The organism is Marinobacter sp. 1_MG-2023 (assembly GCF_030549045.1).
In the GTDB taxonomy this organism is placed as follows: domain Bacteria; phylum Pseudomonadota; class Gammaproteobacteria; order Pseudomonadales; family Oleiphilaceae; genus Marinobacter.
On sequence record NZ_JAUOST010000006.1, the window covers coordinates 93,870 to 110,426 of the forward strand.

13 protein-coding genes, 2 tRNA genes and 1 riboswitch are annotated in these 16,557 nt (G+C 54.4%); of the genes, 9 read left to right on the top strand and 6 right to left on the bottom strand.

Translation table 11 applies throughout. The annotated features are described in order from the left end of the window. Window positions 1–52 precede the first annotated feature (52 nt). Both Q4606_RS14635 and Q4606_RS14640 read left to right on the top strand, forming a co-directional pair. Entirely contained in the window at window positions 53–1,213 is a 1,161-nt protein-coding gene (locus Q4606_RS14635; protein WP_303607992.1) for a PcfJ domain-containing protein, read from the top strand. Between the two features lie 142 nt (window positions 1,214–1,355). Beyond that, window positions 1,356–2,690, top strand: coding sequence for a peptidoglycan DD-metalloendopeptidase family protein (locus Q4606_RS14640; RefSeq protein ID WP_303607993.1), 1,335 nt, complete (start codon window positions 1,356–1,358; stop codon window positions 2,688–2,690). A gap of 55 nt (window positions 2,691–2,745) precedes the next feature. Here the strand turns inward: Q4606_RS14640 and Q4606_RS14645 are convergent, their stop codons facing one another. Both Q4606_RS14645 and Q4606_RS14650 read right to left on the bottom strand, forming a co-directional pair. Next, a complete protein-coding gene (locus Q4606_RS14645; RefSeq protein WP_303607994.1) occupies window positions 2,746–3,537 on the bottom strand; it encodes an alpha/beta hydrolase in 792 nt (263 codons plus the stop codon). A 31-nt stretch (window positions 3,538–3,568) separates the two neighbouring features. Further along, the gene (locus Q4606_RS14650) at window positions 3,569–5,101 is read right to left on the bottom strand and encodes an NAD(P)/FAD-dependent oxidoreductase (protein WP_303607995.1); all 1,533 of its coding nucleotides are present in this window, start codon (window positions 5,099–5,101) and stop codon (window positions 3,569–3,571) included. A 156-nt stretch (window positions 5,102–5,257) separates the two neighbouring features. On the opposite strand from Q4606_RS14650, the gene Q4606_RS14655 reads away from it, so the two are divergent. Beyond that, window positions 5,258–6,271 carry an AraC family transcriptional regulator gene (locus Q4606_RS14655; protein WP_303607996.1) on the top strand — a complete coding sequence of 338 codons (1,014 nt, stop codon included), beginning with the start codon at window positions 5,258–5,260 and terminating at the stop codon, window positions 6,269–6,271. Window positions 6,272–6,285: 14 nt separating this feature from the next. On the opposite strand, the gene Q4606_RS14660 is transcribed toward Q4606_RS14655, so the two are convergent. Together Q4606_RS14660 and Q4606_RS14665 are read right to left on the bottom strand one after the other, a co-directional pair. Next, window positions 6,286–6,359: transfer RNA gene (locus Q4606_RS14660), tRNA-Cys, on the bottom strand. A 64-nt stretch (window positions 6,360–6,423) separates the two neighbouring features. Then, a tRNA-Gly gene (locus Q4606_RS14665) sits at window positions 6,424–6,499 on the bottom strand. Between the two features lie 275 nt (window positions 6,500–6,774). Between Q4606_RS14665 and Q4606_RS14670 the strand changes: the two genes are divergently transcribed. Beyond that, a complete protein-coding gene (locus Q4606_RS14670) occupies window positions 6,775–7,155 on the top strand; it encodes a rhodanese-like domain-containing protein (protein WP_303607997.1) in 381 nt (126 codons plus the stop codon). 36 nt (window positions 7,156–7,191) lie between these two features. Here Q4606_RS14670 and Q4606_RS14675 read toward each other — a convergent pair whose 3' ends face one another. Together Q4606_RS14675 and Q4606_RS14680 are read right to left on the bottom strand one after the other, a co-directional pair. After that, the gene (locus tag Q4606_RS14675; protein WP_303607998.1) at window positions 7,192–9,840 is read right to left on the bottom strand and encodes an AAA family ATPase; all 2,649 of its coding nucleotides are present in this window, start codon (window positions 9,838–9,840) and stop codon (window positions 7,192–7,194) included. Next, a complete protein-coding gene (locus Q4606_RS14680) occupies window positions 9,837–10,961 on the bottom strand; it encodes a DNA repair exonuclease (protein WP_303607999.1) in 1,125 nt (374 codons plus the stop codon). The genes Q4606_RS14675 and Q4606_RS14680 overlap by 4 nt, the downstream gene beginning before the upstream one ends. Before the next feature lie 52 nt (window positions 10,962–11,013). Further along, window positions 11,014–11,111, top strand: a riboswitch (TPP riboswitch). 67 nt (window positions 11,112–11,178) lie between these two features. Between Q4606_RS14680 and thiB the strand changes: the two genes are divergently transcribed. The 5 genes from thiB to Q4606_RS14705 all read left to right on the top strand — a co-directional run bounded on the left by thiB (window position 11,179) and on the right by Q4606_RS14705 (window position 16,551). Next, on the top strand, window positions 11,179–12,183 hold the full coding sequence (gene thiB / locus Q4606_RS14685) for a thiamine ABC transporter substrate binding subunit (protein ID WP_303608000.1): 1,005 nt from the start codon (window positions 11,179–11,181) through the stop codon (window positions 12,181–12,183). 9 nt (window positions 12,184–12,192) lie between these two features. Further along, window positions 12,193–13,902 carry a thiamine/thiamine pyrophosphate ABC transporter permease gene (gene thiP / locus Q4606_RS14690; RefSeq protein ID WP_303595825.1) on the top strand — a complete coding sequence of 570 codons (1,710 nt, stop codon included), beginning with the start codon at window positions 12,193–12,195 and terminating at the stop codon, window positions 13,900–13,902. Then, the gene (locus Q4606_RS14695; RefSeq protein ID WP_303595824.1) at window positions 13,895–14,509 is read left to right on the top strand and encodes an ATP-binding cassette domain-containing protein; all 615 of its coding nucleotides are present in this window, start codon (window positions 13,895–13,897) and stop codon (window positions 14,507–14,509) included. The genes thiP and Q4606_RS14695 overlap by 8 nt, the downstream gene beginning before the upstream one ends. A 107-nt stretch (window positions 14,510–14,616) precedes the next feature. After that, the gene (locus Q4606_RS14700) at window positions 14,617–15,720 is read left to right on the top strand and encodes an ABC transporter permease (protein ID WP_303608070.1); all 1,104 of its coding nucleotides are present in this window, start codon (window positions 14,617–14,619) and stop codon (window positions 15,718–15,720) included. A 3-nt stretch (window positions 15,721–15,723) separates the two neighbouring features. Further along, on the top strand, window positions 15,724–16,551 hold the full coding sequence (locus Q4606_RS14705; RefSeq protein WP_303608001.1) for an ABC transporter ATP-binding protein: 828 nt from the start codon (window positions 15,724–15,726) through the stop codon (window positions 16,549–16,551). Window positions 16,552–16,557 lie beyond the last annotated feature (6 nt).

Here is a 16,557-nt window from a genome sequence, read left to right on the forward strand (position 1 = left end):
GTCGCCTTGATCTTATAGGATCGCAGTTACCGTACCGTCGCTGGGAAACTCCATGAAAGAGTCCGTTTTGAAAACAACACCCTCTGCAGAAAGCCAAGTCGTTTTCGATCTCAGCGTAATTCTCAACTACCAGATTCAGTTAGTGGTCCAGACCTGGTACTCCACCAAACCGCTGCTCTGGTTCAGCCAGAATGACGACGGCATCGTGGCCGAGGGTCGCTTTCTGGAAGCTCCAGGCCTGCCGCTGTTCACGCTAGAAGATGAAATGGGAAGGCGGGTTTCGGACGGCATACCCGAAGACATACTGGCTGTAACCCGCTTAATGCCGGCGATGGACTTTGAACTTGCACAAGCCTGTGCGGCGTCGGAAGCTGCTCGTGAGCTGGCAGAAAGCTCTCCCCTTCTGTTCATTCTTCTGGTGAACCACGCATGCAGCCAGCCGCTCTCTATTGACGAGTTTGGGCAATTGTTAGCGTTAAAGCGCACGGCCATTCTTGAGCGGGCCGGCCTGCCTGCCAGCAAATCCCTGGTTCGTCTGGTAAACAGGATGGAACTCTCTCCGCTACTCCCCTGGGAGCTTGAGGATGTCACCCGATCATTGGCTCAGCCTGAATTTCTGCAACTACTCAGGCACCACCAGAACCTTCACCTGAATCATCTGCGCTTTCTGCTCCGCCAAGGACAGCCTCTTTGGCCAGGCATGCTGAATCTCGTCGATAAACACTCGTCAGCTTTGGACATTACCTGGCTGTGCCGAATGATTCGCGACACGCTGAACATGGCAGCGGGCAATATGCACAGGTTGAACCGGGTGAGTTCGAGGCAGGAATTGCAAGAGGCTCATGATCAATTAGTTGAACGCTTTAACAGCATGGGCTCCGAAGCCAAGCGCAAAGCCCATGCTGCTGCTCTTGCGCAGGAACATGGGGTTTATCCCGAACCACCTCTACCCGCCATTGACGGCATCGAGCCCCTGGAATCCTGGCTGGAGTTATTGGATGAGGGCTCATTCATGCACCACTGCGTGGGCAGCTACGATAGGTTCGTTGCGCTTGGTGAGGTGTTTATTTACCGCATGATGGAGCCAGAACGGCTGACTATTTCAGTGGAACGTCGGAATAACACCTGGGTGATTGGCGAAGTGCGGGGAATCCGAAACGCCAACCCTTCGCACGCGGCATTGGATTTTGTTCGGCGCTGGGTTGAGCGCTAATGGCCGTTAACAATTTCAACACATAACCGCTCATACCATGGTCAGAGCTCCACAGTAAAGCTGAAATGATTTATGTTAGGGGTTAACTATTTTATGATGGTGGATCAACACGGCTGTCCACCTGCCAAGAGACAACTTATTAATGATTCGTTCAAGAACGTTTACGCCAACCCATGTGGTTTTATCAGCTGCTGCGTTATCACTGATTCTGGTGGCCGGTTTCTGGTCGACACAGAGTGAGTCATCCACAAGTATCCAGTTACCGAGTAACGAAGCGCTAATCCATTTCGCAGATCTCGCGCAGCAGCCAGGCTCCCAGACCACAGGTCAGCCATTACCATCAGGCGCCGCAGGTCCCGCCGGGGCAACCAACATCATCGAGCACAGGGTCCAGCCCGGCGATAGCCTCAGCAGCATTTTCAGCCAAGCCGAAGCCTCGCAAGCCGACCTGAACCGTATTTTGAAGGCTGATGTGGAATATCTGGCGCTGGAAACCCTCAGGCCGGGGACAGAACTCAAATTGAAATTCAATGAACAGGGCGAATTCCAGCAGTTGGCACTGGATCTTGATCCGGCCCGTTCTATTACTTACACCAGAGTGGATAGCGATACGTTCGAATACCAGGAATCCGTGCAAAACACACACTGGGTATCGGAGGTCTTGAAGGGTTCCATTCACGGCAGTTTTTACCAGTCAGCCAGGAATGCCGGGCTCTCCGCCACACAGATTGCATCAGTCCAGCAACTGCTTGAGCACCAGATCAATTTCAGGCGGGAACTGAGGGCTGGGGATACCTTTGCGGTCATCGTCGGCCATGAAACGACGGCCACAGAAACCACTGGTAAAACCCGCATTGAAGCTGTGTCGCTTGAAAGGCGCAACCGTACTCACACGGCGTTCCTGTTCGACGACGGCAACTATTACGATCAGAACGGAAAAAGTGTCTTGCCCGCATTCAGGCGTCTGCCTACGGCCAAATCCTTTCGGGTGAGCTCGCACTTCAACCCGAACCGGCTTCATCCCATTACCGGCCGCATCTCGCCCCACAACGGGGTTGATCTGGCCACACCTGTCGGTACTCCAATCATGAGCACCGGCGACGGTGTTGTCGAGCGAGTGGGCAATCACCCCTATGCCGGCAAATATGTCGACATCAATCATGGCAATGCCTACAAAACCCGTTACCTGCACCTGGATAAAGTCTTTGTGCGAAAGGGACAGCAGGTCCGGCGTGGCGAGAAAGTCGCACATTCCGGTAATACGGGCCGCAGCACCGGCGCTCATCTTCACTTCGAACTGCACATCAACCACAAACCGGTAAACCCGTTGAAAGCCGACATCCCTACCGCTTCAGATGTCCCGAAAACGGCGTTCAAACAGTTCGAAAAACTCGCCGAATACAGACTCGCGGTGATGACTGACGCCGCCAGCCGGTCGAACCTGATTCTGGCAGGCATAGACACCCAATTCGATTAACTTCCGGTTTTTGGGTGCATTTCTGTAGCCGTTTGGCTTTGTGCAATGTCAGCAACTAATGCCCCTGGAGCCATTTGAATATCCGGGAACGAACCTCCGGGAAGTAGGCCCCTCCTACCGTCCAATGGCAGCAATTCTCTATTTCCACTAACGAAGCTTGCTTGCCGAAACGTTGCGCGATGCTGCGCTGGATTTTGATGGGGGTAATTCGGTCTGCAGTTCCACCTACGATCAGCACCGGGCACTCAATGCTCTGGGTGTTCACGTGTGTGGCAGACCGACTCCCGAGCAACGACCCTATGCTGATCTGGAACGTGGCCATGCCAGATTCGTATGTACAGCTTTCGTAGATGTCTTTCTGTACAGAAGAGGTTTGGGCATTGGCTATGCCGTATTCCACATTAGCCAGAGCGACTTCAGTGACACTGTGCCACAAAGGGAAACGCAACAGGTTGCGGCCCAGCGTACGGATAGCCGACCAACTCAGGCCGTTTATGCCGGCCGGGGGCGCGGATGATAGAAGAATCAGCCGGTCACAGGGTACCTGGGCGGCCACCAACTGCGCCAGGAGAGCACCCATTGAATGCCCTACCAGAATTGGCGGAGAGTCCAGGCGTTTCACCTGCTCTACAATAAATGCTACATAGTCCTGCACGCGCGTTCTGGCCAGTTTCGCCCGGCTTGCCTCTGTATGCTCCGCTTTTGGAAAATGGTATGGGAGGCATAAGGACTCCGCCGTATAGCCCTGATCCACAAAGGCCTCTTTCACATCCCTCAGAGTGTCCTGATTGCTCCACATTCCGTGAATCAGTATCACCGCCGGCTTACCATTGCTCTCCTTGTCCATAACCCTTCTCTTTTGTTGTTATAGTTTGGCTTCAGGCCGTAGTGGCTTGCTGAAGCAGACCTGACTCCTCGGGTGAAGCTGAGGGCGCAGTTTCAAACTGCAAAATTCCATCATCCACAGGGTCTTGAACCAGCATTTTTTTATCCTTGCCATAATGCATGGTTATTCTCCAGGGATCGGCCTTACCCTGCCGGGGCATTTTATCTATTGCCCGTACGATATAACCAGGTGCAAACCCATCCAGCACACTGGCATCGGTCGCATTATTCCTTGTGTCTACAGCTGTTGTGACTGACACTCCCGTTTGGTTCATGTGGGCGAACAATCGACACAGATAGCGCCCGCCAATATCGCACTTGAGTGTCCAGGGCGCGTTGGTGTACCCGAAAATCCAACCGTAGTTAGGCACGTCCTGAATAAGAATGCCTTTGTAGGCCATTTTCTTTGGCAGGTTCACTTCCTCACTGTCGATACTGAGCGTCGATCCGCCCATCAACTGAACCTCCAACCCGGTCGCAGCAATAACAATATCGGCTTCGATATGCTGGCCGGATTTCAGCACAATGCCCGTTTCATCAAAGCGATCGACATGGTCGGTTACTATCTCCGCTTTTCCTGAACGCAAACTTGCAAAAAAGTCGCCATCCGGCGCAGCACACAAGCGCTGATCCCAAGGCATGTACTCAGGTGTAAGGTGTCGTTTATCAACGTTTGGGGCATGTTTGTACATATGCGACAAAAACATCTTGCGCATTGCATTGGGCCAACGCTGGCAGGCCAGATAAAGTGCACGCTGGAATAGAATGTTGCGCCGACGGGCCAACTTGAAGACCCAGGCTTTTGGCAACAGGTTGTTCAACACCATCGATATCTTGTCGGTGTTCGGCAATGACATGATGTAGCTGGGTGAGCGCTGCAACATAGTGACTTTTGCCGCTTTATCCGCCATGGCCGGCACCAGTGTTATGGCCGTCGCGCCACTGCCGATAACCACCACTTTTTTACCGCTGTAATCGAAATCTTCAGGCAATCTCTGCGGGTGAACGATATCCCCGGTATAGATTTCTTCATCAGGAAAAGCTGGGCGGTAACCCTGATCGAAGTTGTAGTACCCGGCACAGTTCACCAGAAAGTTGCAGGTGCACACCTCTTCCTCGCCAGACGCCTCCCGCATAGAGGAGAGAGTCCACTTTTGTTCTTTGGTCGACCAGTCAGAGTTCATGAGCTTCAAGCCAAACCTGATCTTCTCGTACAAACCGAACTCTTCGGCAGTTTCCCGCACATACTCACGAATATCGCCGCCCTGGGCTAAAACGTTATCGGAATACCAGGGTTTGAAGTTAAACCCGAAGCTGGCCATATCGGAGTCCGACCGTATACCGGGATAACGGAAAAGGTCCCAGGTGCCACCCACATTTTCCCGACGCTCCAGAATCGCCAGAGACTTTCCGGGGTGTTCCCGGGCAATGTGACAGGCCGTGCCTATGCCGGAGAGCCCCGCACCGATAATGATGATGTCGTAGTGTTGGATCGTCATCTGAGTGTCCTTTTTGTTATTAGTCAACTGACGTTAGTTCTGATTCTCGCAAACGCTGCCTTGACAATATTGACAAAACGAGACATTTTTTTGATAAATCACGACACATATCTCTTAAAGCACCACCGCGGTGGTACTGCATTAGCGAGCTGAATCACTGCAAAAAAACAGGCGGAGACCTGGATGGCCAATTTGATTAGAGCGACAAACCTGAGGGGCTTCGAGCGGCTTATAGAGCAAAGAGGCGGAGACCCCCTCCCCTTGCTGGAAAAATACGATATTCCCCCGGCGCAACATCGGGATGACAGCAGCTTTCTGCCTTTTCGAAACCTGGCAGATCTTCTCGACGACACGGCAAAAACCCTGAACTTTCCCGAGCTCGGCCTAAAGCTGGCTGAGTCCCAGGGTTTGGACATTCTGGGTCCAATCAGCGTTATTGCCCGCAACTCAGGCAACGTAGGTGCGGCCATTAATAATATTAGCCGCTACCTTCATCTACACAGTCCAGCCCTCAGCATCAGCGCTACTCACAACAGCTCATCAGATGAAGAAAGTATAGATTTCGAATTTAGAATTGATCACGAAAATACCGGGGGCTATCACCAGCAAAGCTATGAGCTAAGCCTGTCCAACTCGATGCAAGTGATGAAACTGCTGTGCGGCGATCGTTTCAAGCCTTTTAGCGTGCACTTTATTCACGCTCAGGTTGCTGAAACGTCTATTTATCAGGACGTATTCGGTTGCCAGGTTCTCTTTAATCAGAGCTGGTGTGGCATGCGGTGGCCTGCTCAAACCTTTCACCACCCTCTCTCAAAAGCAGACCACCAGACTTTTGGACTCGCAGAACAGTATCTTTCGTCCCAGCGACCGCCAAATGCATTGAGCTTCTCTGAAGACGTTACCCAACTTATCACCACCCTGCTGCCCACAGGCCAATGCAGGAGTGACGTTGTTGCAGGCCATTTTCACATGGACAAACGCACTTTGCAGCGTCACTTGGCCAAAGAAGATACCTCCTTTGGAAAGCTGCTTAATGCAGAAAAATTAAAACTGGCACATATGTATTTGAAAGAGCCCAACATGAAACTCAGCCAAATTGCCGGGTTGCTCGGCTATTCAGAGCAATCAGCTTTTAACCGGGCGTGCCGTGACTGGTTTGGGGTGTCGCCGCTTCGATATCGCAAACAGGCTGGGTAAAAAGGGAGAAATAATGGAGGCGCGGGTCGGAATCGAACCGGCGTACGCGGAGTTGCAGTCCGCTGCATGACCACTCTGCCACCGCGCCTAAAAAGATCGAAGGAATCGAATCTTTGTGCTCTCAGGTTGGCATTGAGAGACTTGGAAGAAATTGGAGCGGGAAACGAGATTCGAACTCGCGACCTCAACCTTGGCAAGGTTGCGCTCTACCAACTGAGCTATTCCCGCTTAAGCTACCGAAGCAATGCCCCGACAACGGATGCGTATTCTACGGATTACGGTTCTTTCGTCAATACCTTTTTTTAAGTTTCTGTTTTACCGCGATTTGTTGGTTAAAGTTTGTACGGTTTATGGCGTTTTTGATCAAACTTCCACCAGGCTTTGGAAAAGCTATAGTCAGTATATATCACTACGATATAACGATATTCTTTGATGGTATTCAGTGCAAAATATATATTCATATACACAGATGTAGAACGATCACACCACCGGGATATTTCACGATGAAAAATGTACACGATTTGGTTGAGGCCGCAAAAGCCCATGTCCGAGAGATACCTTTGGAGAAATCCGAACAGGCCATCGAACAGGCAGACGTTTTGATTGATGTACGTGAAGCGGATGAATTTCACGCCGGCCATATTCCAGGCGCCTTGAATATCCCCAGAGGCATACTGGAATTCAAGCTGACCAATGATCCCGCCTTCGAAAACAGAGGGCTGAATATGGTGATCTACTGCAAGAACAGCGGTCGTTCCGCCCTATCTGCCAAAGCCATGAAGGAGATGGGCTATATGCATGTGCAGTCCATTGCTGGAGGGATTGAAGCATGGCAAGAGGCAGGTAAGCGTGTGATCAAACCGGAGCTACCAGACTTCGATTAAGCCGCCCTCAAGCGTGCGACTTATTGGGAATCAACTTCAACCAGCCTGACCCTGTAATTTCAGTGCTTCGAGGTCCCTGGGTTCAACGCCCAGGTCTCGCCATTTTTCCGGATGACAGGTAAACAGCAGTATCTGGTGTCGGGTGGCTGCGTCGAACAGAATGCGCTTCATACCATCCAGGCGCTCGGCATCGCTGTGAACAAGGGTGTCATCAAGAATGATCAGCGTTGGGCGGCCCGCTTCCTGTAACAGGTCCGCATAGGCCAGGCGGCTGATCAGCCCCATTTGTTCCCGGGCGCCATAGCTCAGTTCAGCCATTTGGCCCAACTCGCTGCCCCGGCTGAATTTTCCGGGCATCAAATTTTCGTCCACTTCCAGGCTCGCCTCCGGGAAGAGTACGCTCAGGTAGTGGTCCAGATGTTTCTGCAACGGGGCCTGCAAACGGCGCGTCAGAGCCTGGCGCTTATCTTTAAGCAAGTTCAGCAGCAGATCCAGTGCCTTCGCCCTTCGATCCAGTTCAAGATATCGGCGGTTAACATGCTCCAGTTCCGCGGCTTGTTCGTTGTGCTGTTCCTCCAGCCCTTCAGCGCCCCAGGCCTCAAGCCTTGCCCGGATTTCACTCAGTTCCAGAGCACGGTTTTGCTGGGCTTTTTCCTGATGTTCAGCCGTGGCCCGGTAACGCTCAATGTCCTGCTTCAGAAGCTCGGGGCGAGCCTCGCGAATTTGGGCGTCGCGCTCCTTCAAAGAAGACTCGAGTTCAGCTTTCTGTTTTTCGGCAGCGGCTATATCGCGGTTCAACTCATCCATTTGCTTCTGGCGCTCAGGGCTGTTCAGCTCTTCCTGCATCCGCTGCCACTCGCGGCAAGCGGTTTCGCTGACATAGCGGGCTTTAAGCAATTGCGCTTCCTGGTTTCTCTGCCTGGCCTCAGCATCTGTTAGTCGCTCTTCTGCCTGTTTCAGTTGCGATTCCACAAGGCTCAGAGGCTTATCATCGCTTTCAATGGCGGCAGCTGCTGGCAAGGCTTCGAGTTCAGCGGTGCGGGTGAGGAGCTCTGATTCCACCTCAGCTTTCGCCGAATTCAGCTGTTCAACGCCTTGCGGGGCGAGGGACTTCAGCAGATCATCAAAGCGCTGTATTTGTGCTTCAGCTTCCTGCAGGCGCCCTTGCTTCATTTCAGCAGCCTCAACAGAATCAACCGACATGGCGCTGAGTTGTTGCGATACTGATTGCTTGAGCCGTTCCTGCTGGCGACGCAGGCTTTCGAGGTCCTCACCTCCAGGTTGAATGCCCAGGCTGCCCAAGCCAGGGATTTCCAGAACACCCGGCTCCAGCAGAAGCTTCTCGCCCTGCCCCGCAATGTTCTGTCCATCCAGAGTCAGTTCTTTTCCAGAATCCAGGTGCCAGGTCACGCGGGTGGCAACGGTCTGGATCCGGATATTGGTGTCATCCAGTTCACGTTGATTCTGTTTTAGTTGGCGCAACACGTTGACATCAATAAGGTTTTTCTTTTTCTGTTTTCGAGCGCCATCCAGTGAAGCCTGGATACTATTGGCCTGTTCCTGGTTTTGCTTGAGCTTGGCCAGCTCCGTTTCAAGCTTGGCACATTCCTTCTGCAGGCGTTGCCGCTTATCTCTGAGATGAGCATGCTGCACGGCTTCGGAGGCTATATGATAGTGTTTACGGGCACTCTCAACCGCTTTTACCAATTCAGGGCTTGCAAGCTCTTCCTGTTCAAGCTGTTTTGTCGCTTTCTGGTAGCTCTGATGGCGCAACTCAAGTTGCTCATTCTGACTTCGCCAGTGAGCCTGACTTTGCTGCAACAAGGTCAGGTTTTGCTGCAACTGTTTGAGGGTATCCATTCCTCGGGTTTGTTGTTCCTGCAGCGCCTCGACCTCGCGATATTTTACTTCTGCGCGCTGCATACCTCGGCGGGCTTCCTCCCAGGGGCGGTCCCGGCTGGCCTGTTCATGCTCGTTTGCCAGAATGCCCAGGCGGTCTACCTGAACCTTGTACTGATCAATCCGTTCCTGCAGATCACCGACTTCCTGCTGTAAGGTTTCACGGGTATTGGCCAGGGCGAGATAGTCGCCTCTGGGTTTTCCCGTGGCTGTGAGCAGTTCCTGGCGTTGCTGTTCTACTGCCTGGATAACCTCATCGCCTCCGCTACTGGCGACTTCACCCACCAGATTATTCAAAGCGGATTTCAGATGGCCGCCAGCATGCAGAACGGCCTTTTCGATGTCCTGTCCCGTACCCTGCTCCACCCAGAGCAAGCCAGGAATGCCCCAGTGTTCCTCTTTGCTGGCGCCTTTTTTCGGGAACTGGTAACCCAGGAGTTCAGCAAGCTTCTCTTCGGCTTCTTCGCCACTGAACGCGGTGCTGTCTACAAGCAGGTCACAACGATGCCGTTTGAGAAAACGCTTATCCAATTGCCAGCGCTGCCCGTTGTGCTCAAACAAGATCTCAACGGTGGGCGCTGCTGACGAGTCACCCCAGGGCGCCAGGTCTTCTGCCGATTTCGACCGATAACGCTCAAAAAACGCGGCTCGGATGGCACGCACCAGAGTGCTCTTGCCGGATTCATTTGGGCCGTGTATCAGGTTAATGCCGGGCTGCAAATCACCAAGCTCGAGGCCCTTCGAGAACTGGCGGAACTGCTCGACCCGCAGGCTCTGAAGCTTCACTTGGCCACCTCCGGTTCTTTGTGCGTTAGAAGGCTTGCCAGAATGGCCAACGCATCGCGGGCTTCCTCGGGGTTAGCTGCTGTATGCTGGCTTTCCCGTAACTCCTGCACCACCTCTCCGAGGTAGCCGTCCGCATGCAGTGCGGCAATATCCTCTTCTGTGGGCTCCAGTTGTATGCCGGTACGGTCACAGGTAACGCTGCGGTAGCGTGCCTCGGCAACGGATAGAGCTTCGCTCAGTTTTTGATCTCCGGCCAATGTCAGAGTGCCGTTTAGTTTGAGATCCAGAACAGACGCCTCTGGCAAATGGCTGATGCGGTTCAGTAACTCATCCAGATCGGAAGGTACAGACAAGGTTTCCCGCCACTGGTGCCATTGATAGCGGGCTGTTTCATATCGCGTCACCTCGGGCTTAGCGCCTGGTTCTTCAATATCAACAATCAATACGTAGCCGGCGTCGTTATTACGAAACCGCTCCGGCTCAGGCGTGCCGCTGTACCAGGTACGTGGGTTGGTCTCCCGCACACCATGCCAGTCACCCAGCGCGAGGTAGTCCAGTTTTGCGGTTTCTGTTCGGTCGGGGGCGATGGGATTTGTGGCGTCGATATCCTCGGGCAGCACGCCTTGCACGCTGCCGTGGGCCAGGCCGATACGCAGCAACCCGGGGGGCGTTTCTGTATTGTCGAAAGGCTGAGTCAGGTCGCCGTAGGTGTGGCGCTGGGTCAGGGGTGCTGCCAACACGGCGATGCCCTGCTCCGCTAATTGCGTAACGCCGGGCTCCAGCGCCAGGTGAACATTAGCTGGCACTGCTCCGAGGCGCTTGGCACGAGTCCAGACGCTTTCTACGAGGGCCGCATCGTGGTTGCCTGGAAGCATCACCCAGGGGCCTGCAAAACTACGGGTAGCATTAAACACTCGCCGAATGGTTCGGTCGGAGACCGTCTGGGCATCAAACACATCACCGGCTACCAGCACCGCATCGCATTGATGCCCGGTCGCCAGCGCGGCCAGTCGTTCGATGGCCTGGTAGCGAGCCTCTACCAGTGCTGCACCGTCTTCGGCATCGAACCGGCTGTAGGTTCGGCCCATTTGCCAGTCCGCTGTGTGTAATAACTTTGGCACCTGCGTTCTCCTTGCTTCTTACCATTGCCTATCGCCAGCATGGTACACTTTATTCAACTCAACGGGGTGCCGGGCAAATGCCGGGCTGAGACCATACCCGCGGAACCTGATCCGGATTATGCCGGCGAAGGGATTGAGCACTCATCGGCTTCGGTGGGGCCCGCGGCACGCTTGCCTCTTTTGGCTACCCCTGATCTGCTGCGGAGGTTACATCAATATGCTCAACCGAGCGTTTACACTGTTCCTGTTTACCTTGTTCTCTGTGCCTGCCAGCGCCGAGAAGGCATCAACTCTCACCATCTATACCCACCCTTCATTTGCCGCAGAATGGGGCCCGGGGCCAGCGGTCAAGGCAGCGTTTGAGCAGTCCTGCGATTGCCAGATCAACTACGTAGTACTGGACTCCGGTGGCGACATTCTTCAGCGCCTGCGCCTTGAGGGAGAAAGCACCGAAGCTGACCTGGTACTGGGCCTGGACACCGGCACTATGGAAACAACGCGGCAGACCGGTTTGCTAGCCAATCATGATACGGATCTGTCTGCCTTGAGCCTACCGATCGACTGGCAGGACCCTGTGTTTGTGCCTTATGACTGGGGCTACTTCGCGTTTGTTTACGATACCGAACAATTGCCCGAGCCGCCGAAAAGCCTGGAAGCACTGATTTCAGCCCCGGATGATCTCAAAATTATCATCCAGGACCCTAGAACCAGCACACCCGGCCTCGGCCTCTTGCTCTGGATGCGCCATGTATATGGCGATCAGGCTTCAGAAAAATGGCAGCAGTTGAAAGGCAAGATTCTCACTACAACGAAAAGCTGGAGTGATGGCTATTTTTCGCTGTTCATGAATGGTGAGGCACCCATGATTCTGTCTTACAGCACCTCTCCTGCGTACCACATGGCCGTGGATAAAACCGACCGCTACCAGGCCGCAGAGTTCGAAGAAGGCCACTACTTGCAAGTGGAAGTAGCCGCCCTGGTGAAATCATCCGATCAAAAAGAACTTGGTCAGGCCTTTCTTCATTTTATGCTGAGTGAAGACTTTCAGCGCCACATTCCTCTGAAAAACGTTATGTATCCGGCCACGGACCTGGGCGACGAATTGCCTGCCGTGTTCGATAAGCTGATTCAGCCGTCAGATGCCCTCTACTTTGACCCGAAAACAGTGACCGATAACCGCCGTACCTGGCTGAATGAATGGCTGGATGCCATGACGCGCTAACAGCAGAAAATGAGCCCTGTCATTCAACACCAAAGGCGTTCGTTACCCGCCTACCCTGCACCTTTGAGCCACTCGCGCTGGAAGCTCTGGCCCGGGCTGACCATCGCTGCGGCGTTGATAGTGCTCTCGCTGGCAGGGCTGGGCGCGCTGGTGTGGGAGGCCGAACTGCCGGGCCTCAGTGAGTTCTGGAGTAACCGTTACCTTCGCACTGTAGTTACCTTTACCATCTGGCAGGCCTTCCTCTCTGTCGTCCTCAGCCTGCTTGTGGCCTTCCCGGTTGCCAGAATTCTGGCACGGCAACCCGCCTTCCCCGGCCGCGCCTTTTTGCTGCGTTTGATGGAACTGAGCCTCGTGCTCCCTTCAATTGTATTGGTATCCGGTATTATCAGTGTTTACGGACGCCAGGGCTGGTTTACCGGCCTGGCTAACGAATGGCTAGGCACTTCCTGGAACCTCTACGGTATCAACGGCATTGTGCTGGCTCACGTTTTCTTCAACGCGCCTCTGGCCGCAAGAATCCTGCTGCAGGCCATTGAGAGTGCGCCGGCATCGCAGCGACGTGTGGCGGCCCAGCTGGGTCTTGGCCGGTGGTGGTACTGGCGCGCCGTTGAATGGCCGGCCGTCAAACCGGTTCTGCCCGGCCTGGCGGCTCTGGTTTTCACTCTTTGCTTTACCAGTTTTGCCATCGTAATGACCCTGGGGGGCGGCCCGGCAGCCACAACTATTGAGGTCGCCATCTACCAATCATTGCGCTTCGAATTCGATGCCGGCCAGGCCGCGCTTCTTGCCATGGTTCAGCTGGTTATTTGTGGCTTTTTCTGGTGGCTGGCGGCCCGCCACGGGCTTACGGCTTCGCTACTCCCAGACAGACGGGTGGCATCGCATCGCAGCAAAGCCGGCAGCTCAATCTGGGCGCGCCTTGGGGACGGAACCGCTCTGGCTGTGTTTGTGCTGTTTCTGGTTACTCCACTGATGGCCATTTTGCTGCGAGGATTGCCGGGGATGGGCTCGGCGTTTTTTCCGGACGGTACTTTCTCGGTAAATCCGGCCCTGCTTGATGCCACTCTGAGAAGCCTTGGCATCGCGATTCCCGCCGGGCTCATGTCGGTGATCGCCGCGCTACTGATTCTGGCTTCCGGAACAAGCCAATCCAGGCCGACGATTACCCGGCTTTCGGACGTGGCAGCCTATCTGCCGTTGATGGTTCCTCCGTTGGTTCTCGGCACCGGGCTGTTTCTGCTGTTTCGACCAAGCCTTGGCAACTCCAGCGAAGGGCTCGCTCTGGTTACGCTGATCAACGCGATGATGGCCCTGCCCTTTGTGTTGCAGATGCTAAGAGGCCCGATGGGAAGCCTGGACTCAGCCAGCCGCATGCAGGCGGATCAGCTAGGCGTGCTGGGCTGGTATCGCTGGCGCTGGCTACATTGGCCGCGCATGCGACGGCCGCTGGCATTGGCTATGGCGTACGGCACAGGTTTATCGCTAGGCGACTTCGGGGTTATCGCTCTCTTTGGTAGTCCGGGCCAACCCACCCTGCCGGTTCTGTTGTACCAGCAACTGGGCAGCTACCGGATTGACGCCGCTGCAGCAACGGGGTTGTGGCTTGTTTTGCTTCTGCTGATGCTGTTCAGCCTATTCAACCGGCTCGGCTCGCCCTTGTTCAATTCTGGCCTGGCGCCCAAATCATCCCGCACAGTTCCGGAGCCTGAACATGCTTGAGGTACAAAACCTGGTTTTCGCCTATCCTGGCCAGGAGACGCCCTGGAACTTCCAGTTCTCCGCTGAGCCTGGGCACTGCATCGCCATACATGGCGCCAGCGGATCCGGAAAATCCACTCTGATGAACCTGCTTGCCGGTTTTCTTGAGCCCCAGTCCGGCGATATTCTCTGGCAGGGTAAAAGTCTTCGCCACGCAGCACCCTGGCAGCGACCGATGACCAGCGTATTCCAGGAGCACAACCTGTTTGAACACCTGAGCGTGACGGCTAATATCGGCCTGGGCATTCACCCGGGGCTGAAGCTTGCGCCGGAAGACACGCAGGCCATCGAGCGTGGGCTGGACAGTGTTGGCCTGAGTGGCTTCGGCCAACGTTTGCCCAGCGACCTGTCCGGTGGCCAGCGGCAGCGTGTTGCGTTACTGCGCGCGATACTGCGTAAACAGCCGCTAATGCTTCTGGATGAGCCTCTTACAGGGTTGGACAGAGAAGCACGCGACCTTCTTCGGCAACTGTTACTGCAGCAGAAAGCCCAGGGCGCACTCATCGTACTTGCCAGCCACGATGAGGAAGACCGTCGTATACTGGCAGACAGCGTCTGCACCCTCTAAGCTAGTGAGCTAACAAACCAACTTTCGGATTTCTGTCACCCGTGCCAATAAGTGCCAGCTCCCCAGAAAATGGAAATACCTTCCAGGCAAAAAGTCAGCATGGATGGCTGACCAATGAAAATGGCACCTTGGCTATCCACGGGGACTGGACCCTCAACGATTATCAAACGCTCAAACAGCGTGTGGCGGAATATTCAGGCCAGCAGTGGAATACCGCGACGATTGATATCAAAAGCCTTGGACGGGTTGATACAGCAGGTGCATCACTTCTTGCCAAGCTACTGGGGCCAGAGCTACTTGCCGCCCTGACCGCACAGGAAACCAGCCTGCCCAGTGAACAGAGCGCTTTGCTTCACGCTGTGGCTGATGCGTTAATGCAGAAGCCCTCACCCGAGCCTGAAAAGCTCACACCAGTGTCGCAATTCCTTACAGAAACCGGCAAGACGGTTGAAGCCATCTGGCACCTGATCTATCTGCTGTCGGGGTTCGTTGGTCAGATTATCGCCACTTTGTCCGTTGTGCTGCCAAGGCCCAAACGCTGGCGTGTCACCGCCTTCGTAGCAGCCATTCAGAACACCGGTCTTAACGCTCTACCCATCGTTGCCCTACTCACCTTTCTGGTCGGTGCCGTGGTCGCATTCCTTGGTGCCACGGTTCTTGAAGGTTTCGGTGCCACCATTTACACCGTTAATCTGGTCGCCTTCTCGTTTTTACGCGAATTCGGTGTTCTACTCGCCGCGATTCTGCTGGCCGGCCGCACCGCCAGTGCATTCACGGCACAAATCGGTGCTATGAAGGTGAACGAAGAGCTGGATGCCATCCGCACTCTGGGGCTGGACCCGGTTGAGCTGCTGGTGATCCCCAGGGTTCTGGCGATGATGGTCAGCCTACCCATTCTGACCTTCGTGGGAATGCTCTCCGGTTTGGTCGGTGGGGCTATGGTCTGTGCAATTTCCCTGGATATTTCCCCGGCCCAATTTATGGCGATTATGGAGCGGGACATTGCTCTTCAGCACTTCCTTGTCGGTATGTCGAAAGCGCCGATTTTTGCCTTCCTGATCTCGGCTATAGGCTGTCTCGAAGGTTTCAAGGTCGGCGGCAGTGCACAATCCGTTGGCGTACATACAACATCCAGCGTGGTTCAATCCATCTTTATCGTTATTCTCCTGGATGCTGTTGCTGCACTTTTCTTCATGGAAATGGGTTGGTAAATCATGGCTGACTCCAGGTTTGACACACCCCGCAAGCAGGCTGACCCCGTTATTGAGGTTCGGGATCTGGACAACCGCTTCGGCAGCCATGTTGTTCACAAAGATCTCGATCTGGATCTTGTCAGAGGCGAAATTCTGGGCGTTGTTGGCGGTTCGGGAACCGGAAAATCGGTACTTCTCAGAAGCATTGTGGGGCTGCATAAGCCTTCAGCTGGCCAAATACGAGTATTCGGTAAAGATCTCGACAAGCTAAGCGACTCAGAGCGCTCAGAAACGGAGCAACGGTTTGGCGCTCTGTTCCAGAGAGGTGCGTTATTCACCTCTTTAAATCTTATACAAAACATAGCCTTGCCATTGATCGAGCATTGCGACCTGTCCCGTTCCGATGCGCAAGAGCTTGCCCGAATGAAGCTTGCACTGACTGGATTACCGGCGGATTCCGCTCTCAAGTACCCGTCTGAACTTTCTGGTGGTATGGTCAAACGTGCAGCGCTGGCACGTGCTCTGGCGATGGACCCTGAGATCCTTTTCCTGGATGAACCCACCGCTGGCCTGGACCCGATTGGCGCTGCCGCCTTTGACAGGCTGATCGTTACCCTCCGGGATGCATTAGGGCTGACGGTATTTCTGGTTACCCATGATCTGGACACACTTTATACAACCTGCGACCGGGTTGCCGTTCTGTCTCAGAAAAAGGTTCTGGTGGCAGACAATATTGAAAAGGTTGCGGCAACAGACGACTCGTGGATTCAGGAATATTTTCAGGGCCCCCGCGGGCGGGCCGCCAGTTATGCATTCCAGGCTCATGAATCGAGCCGGATAACGGAGTAAGAGTCT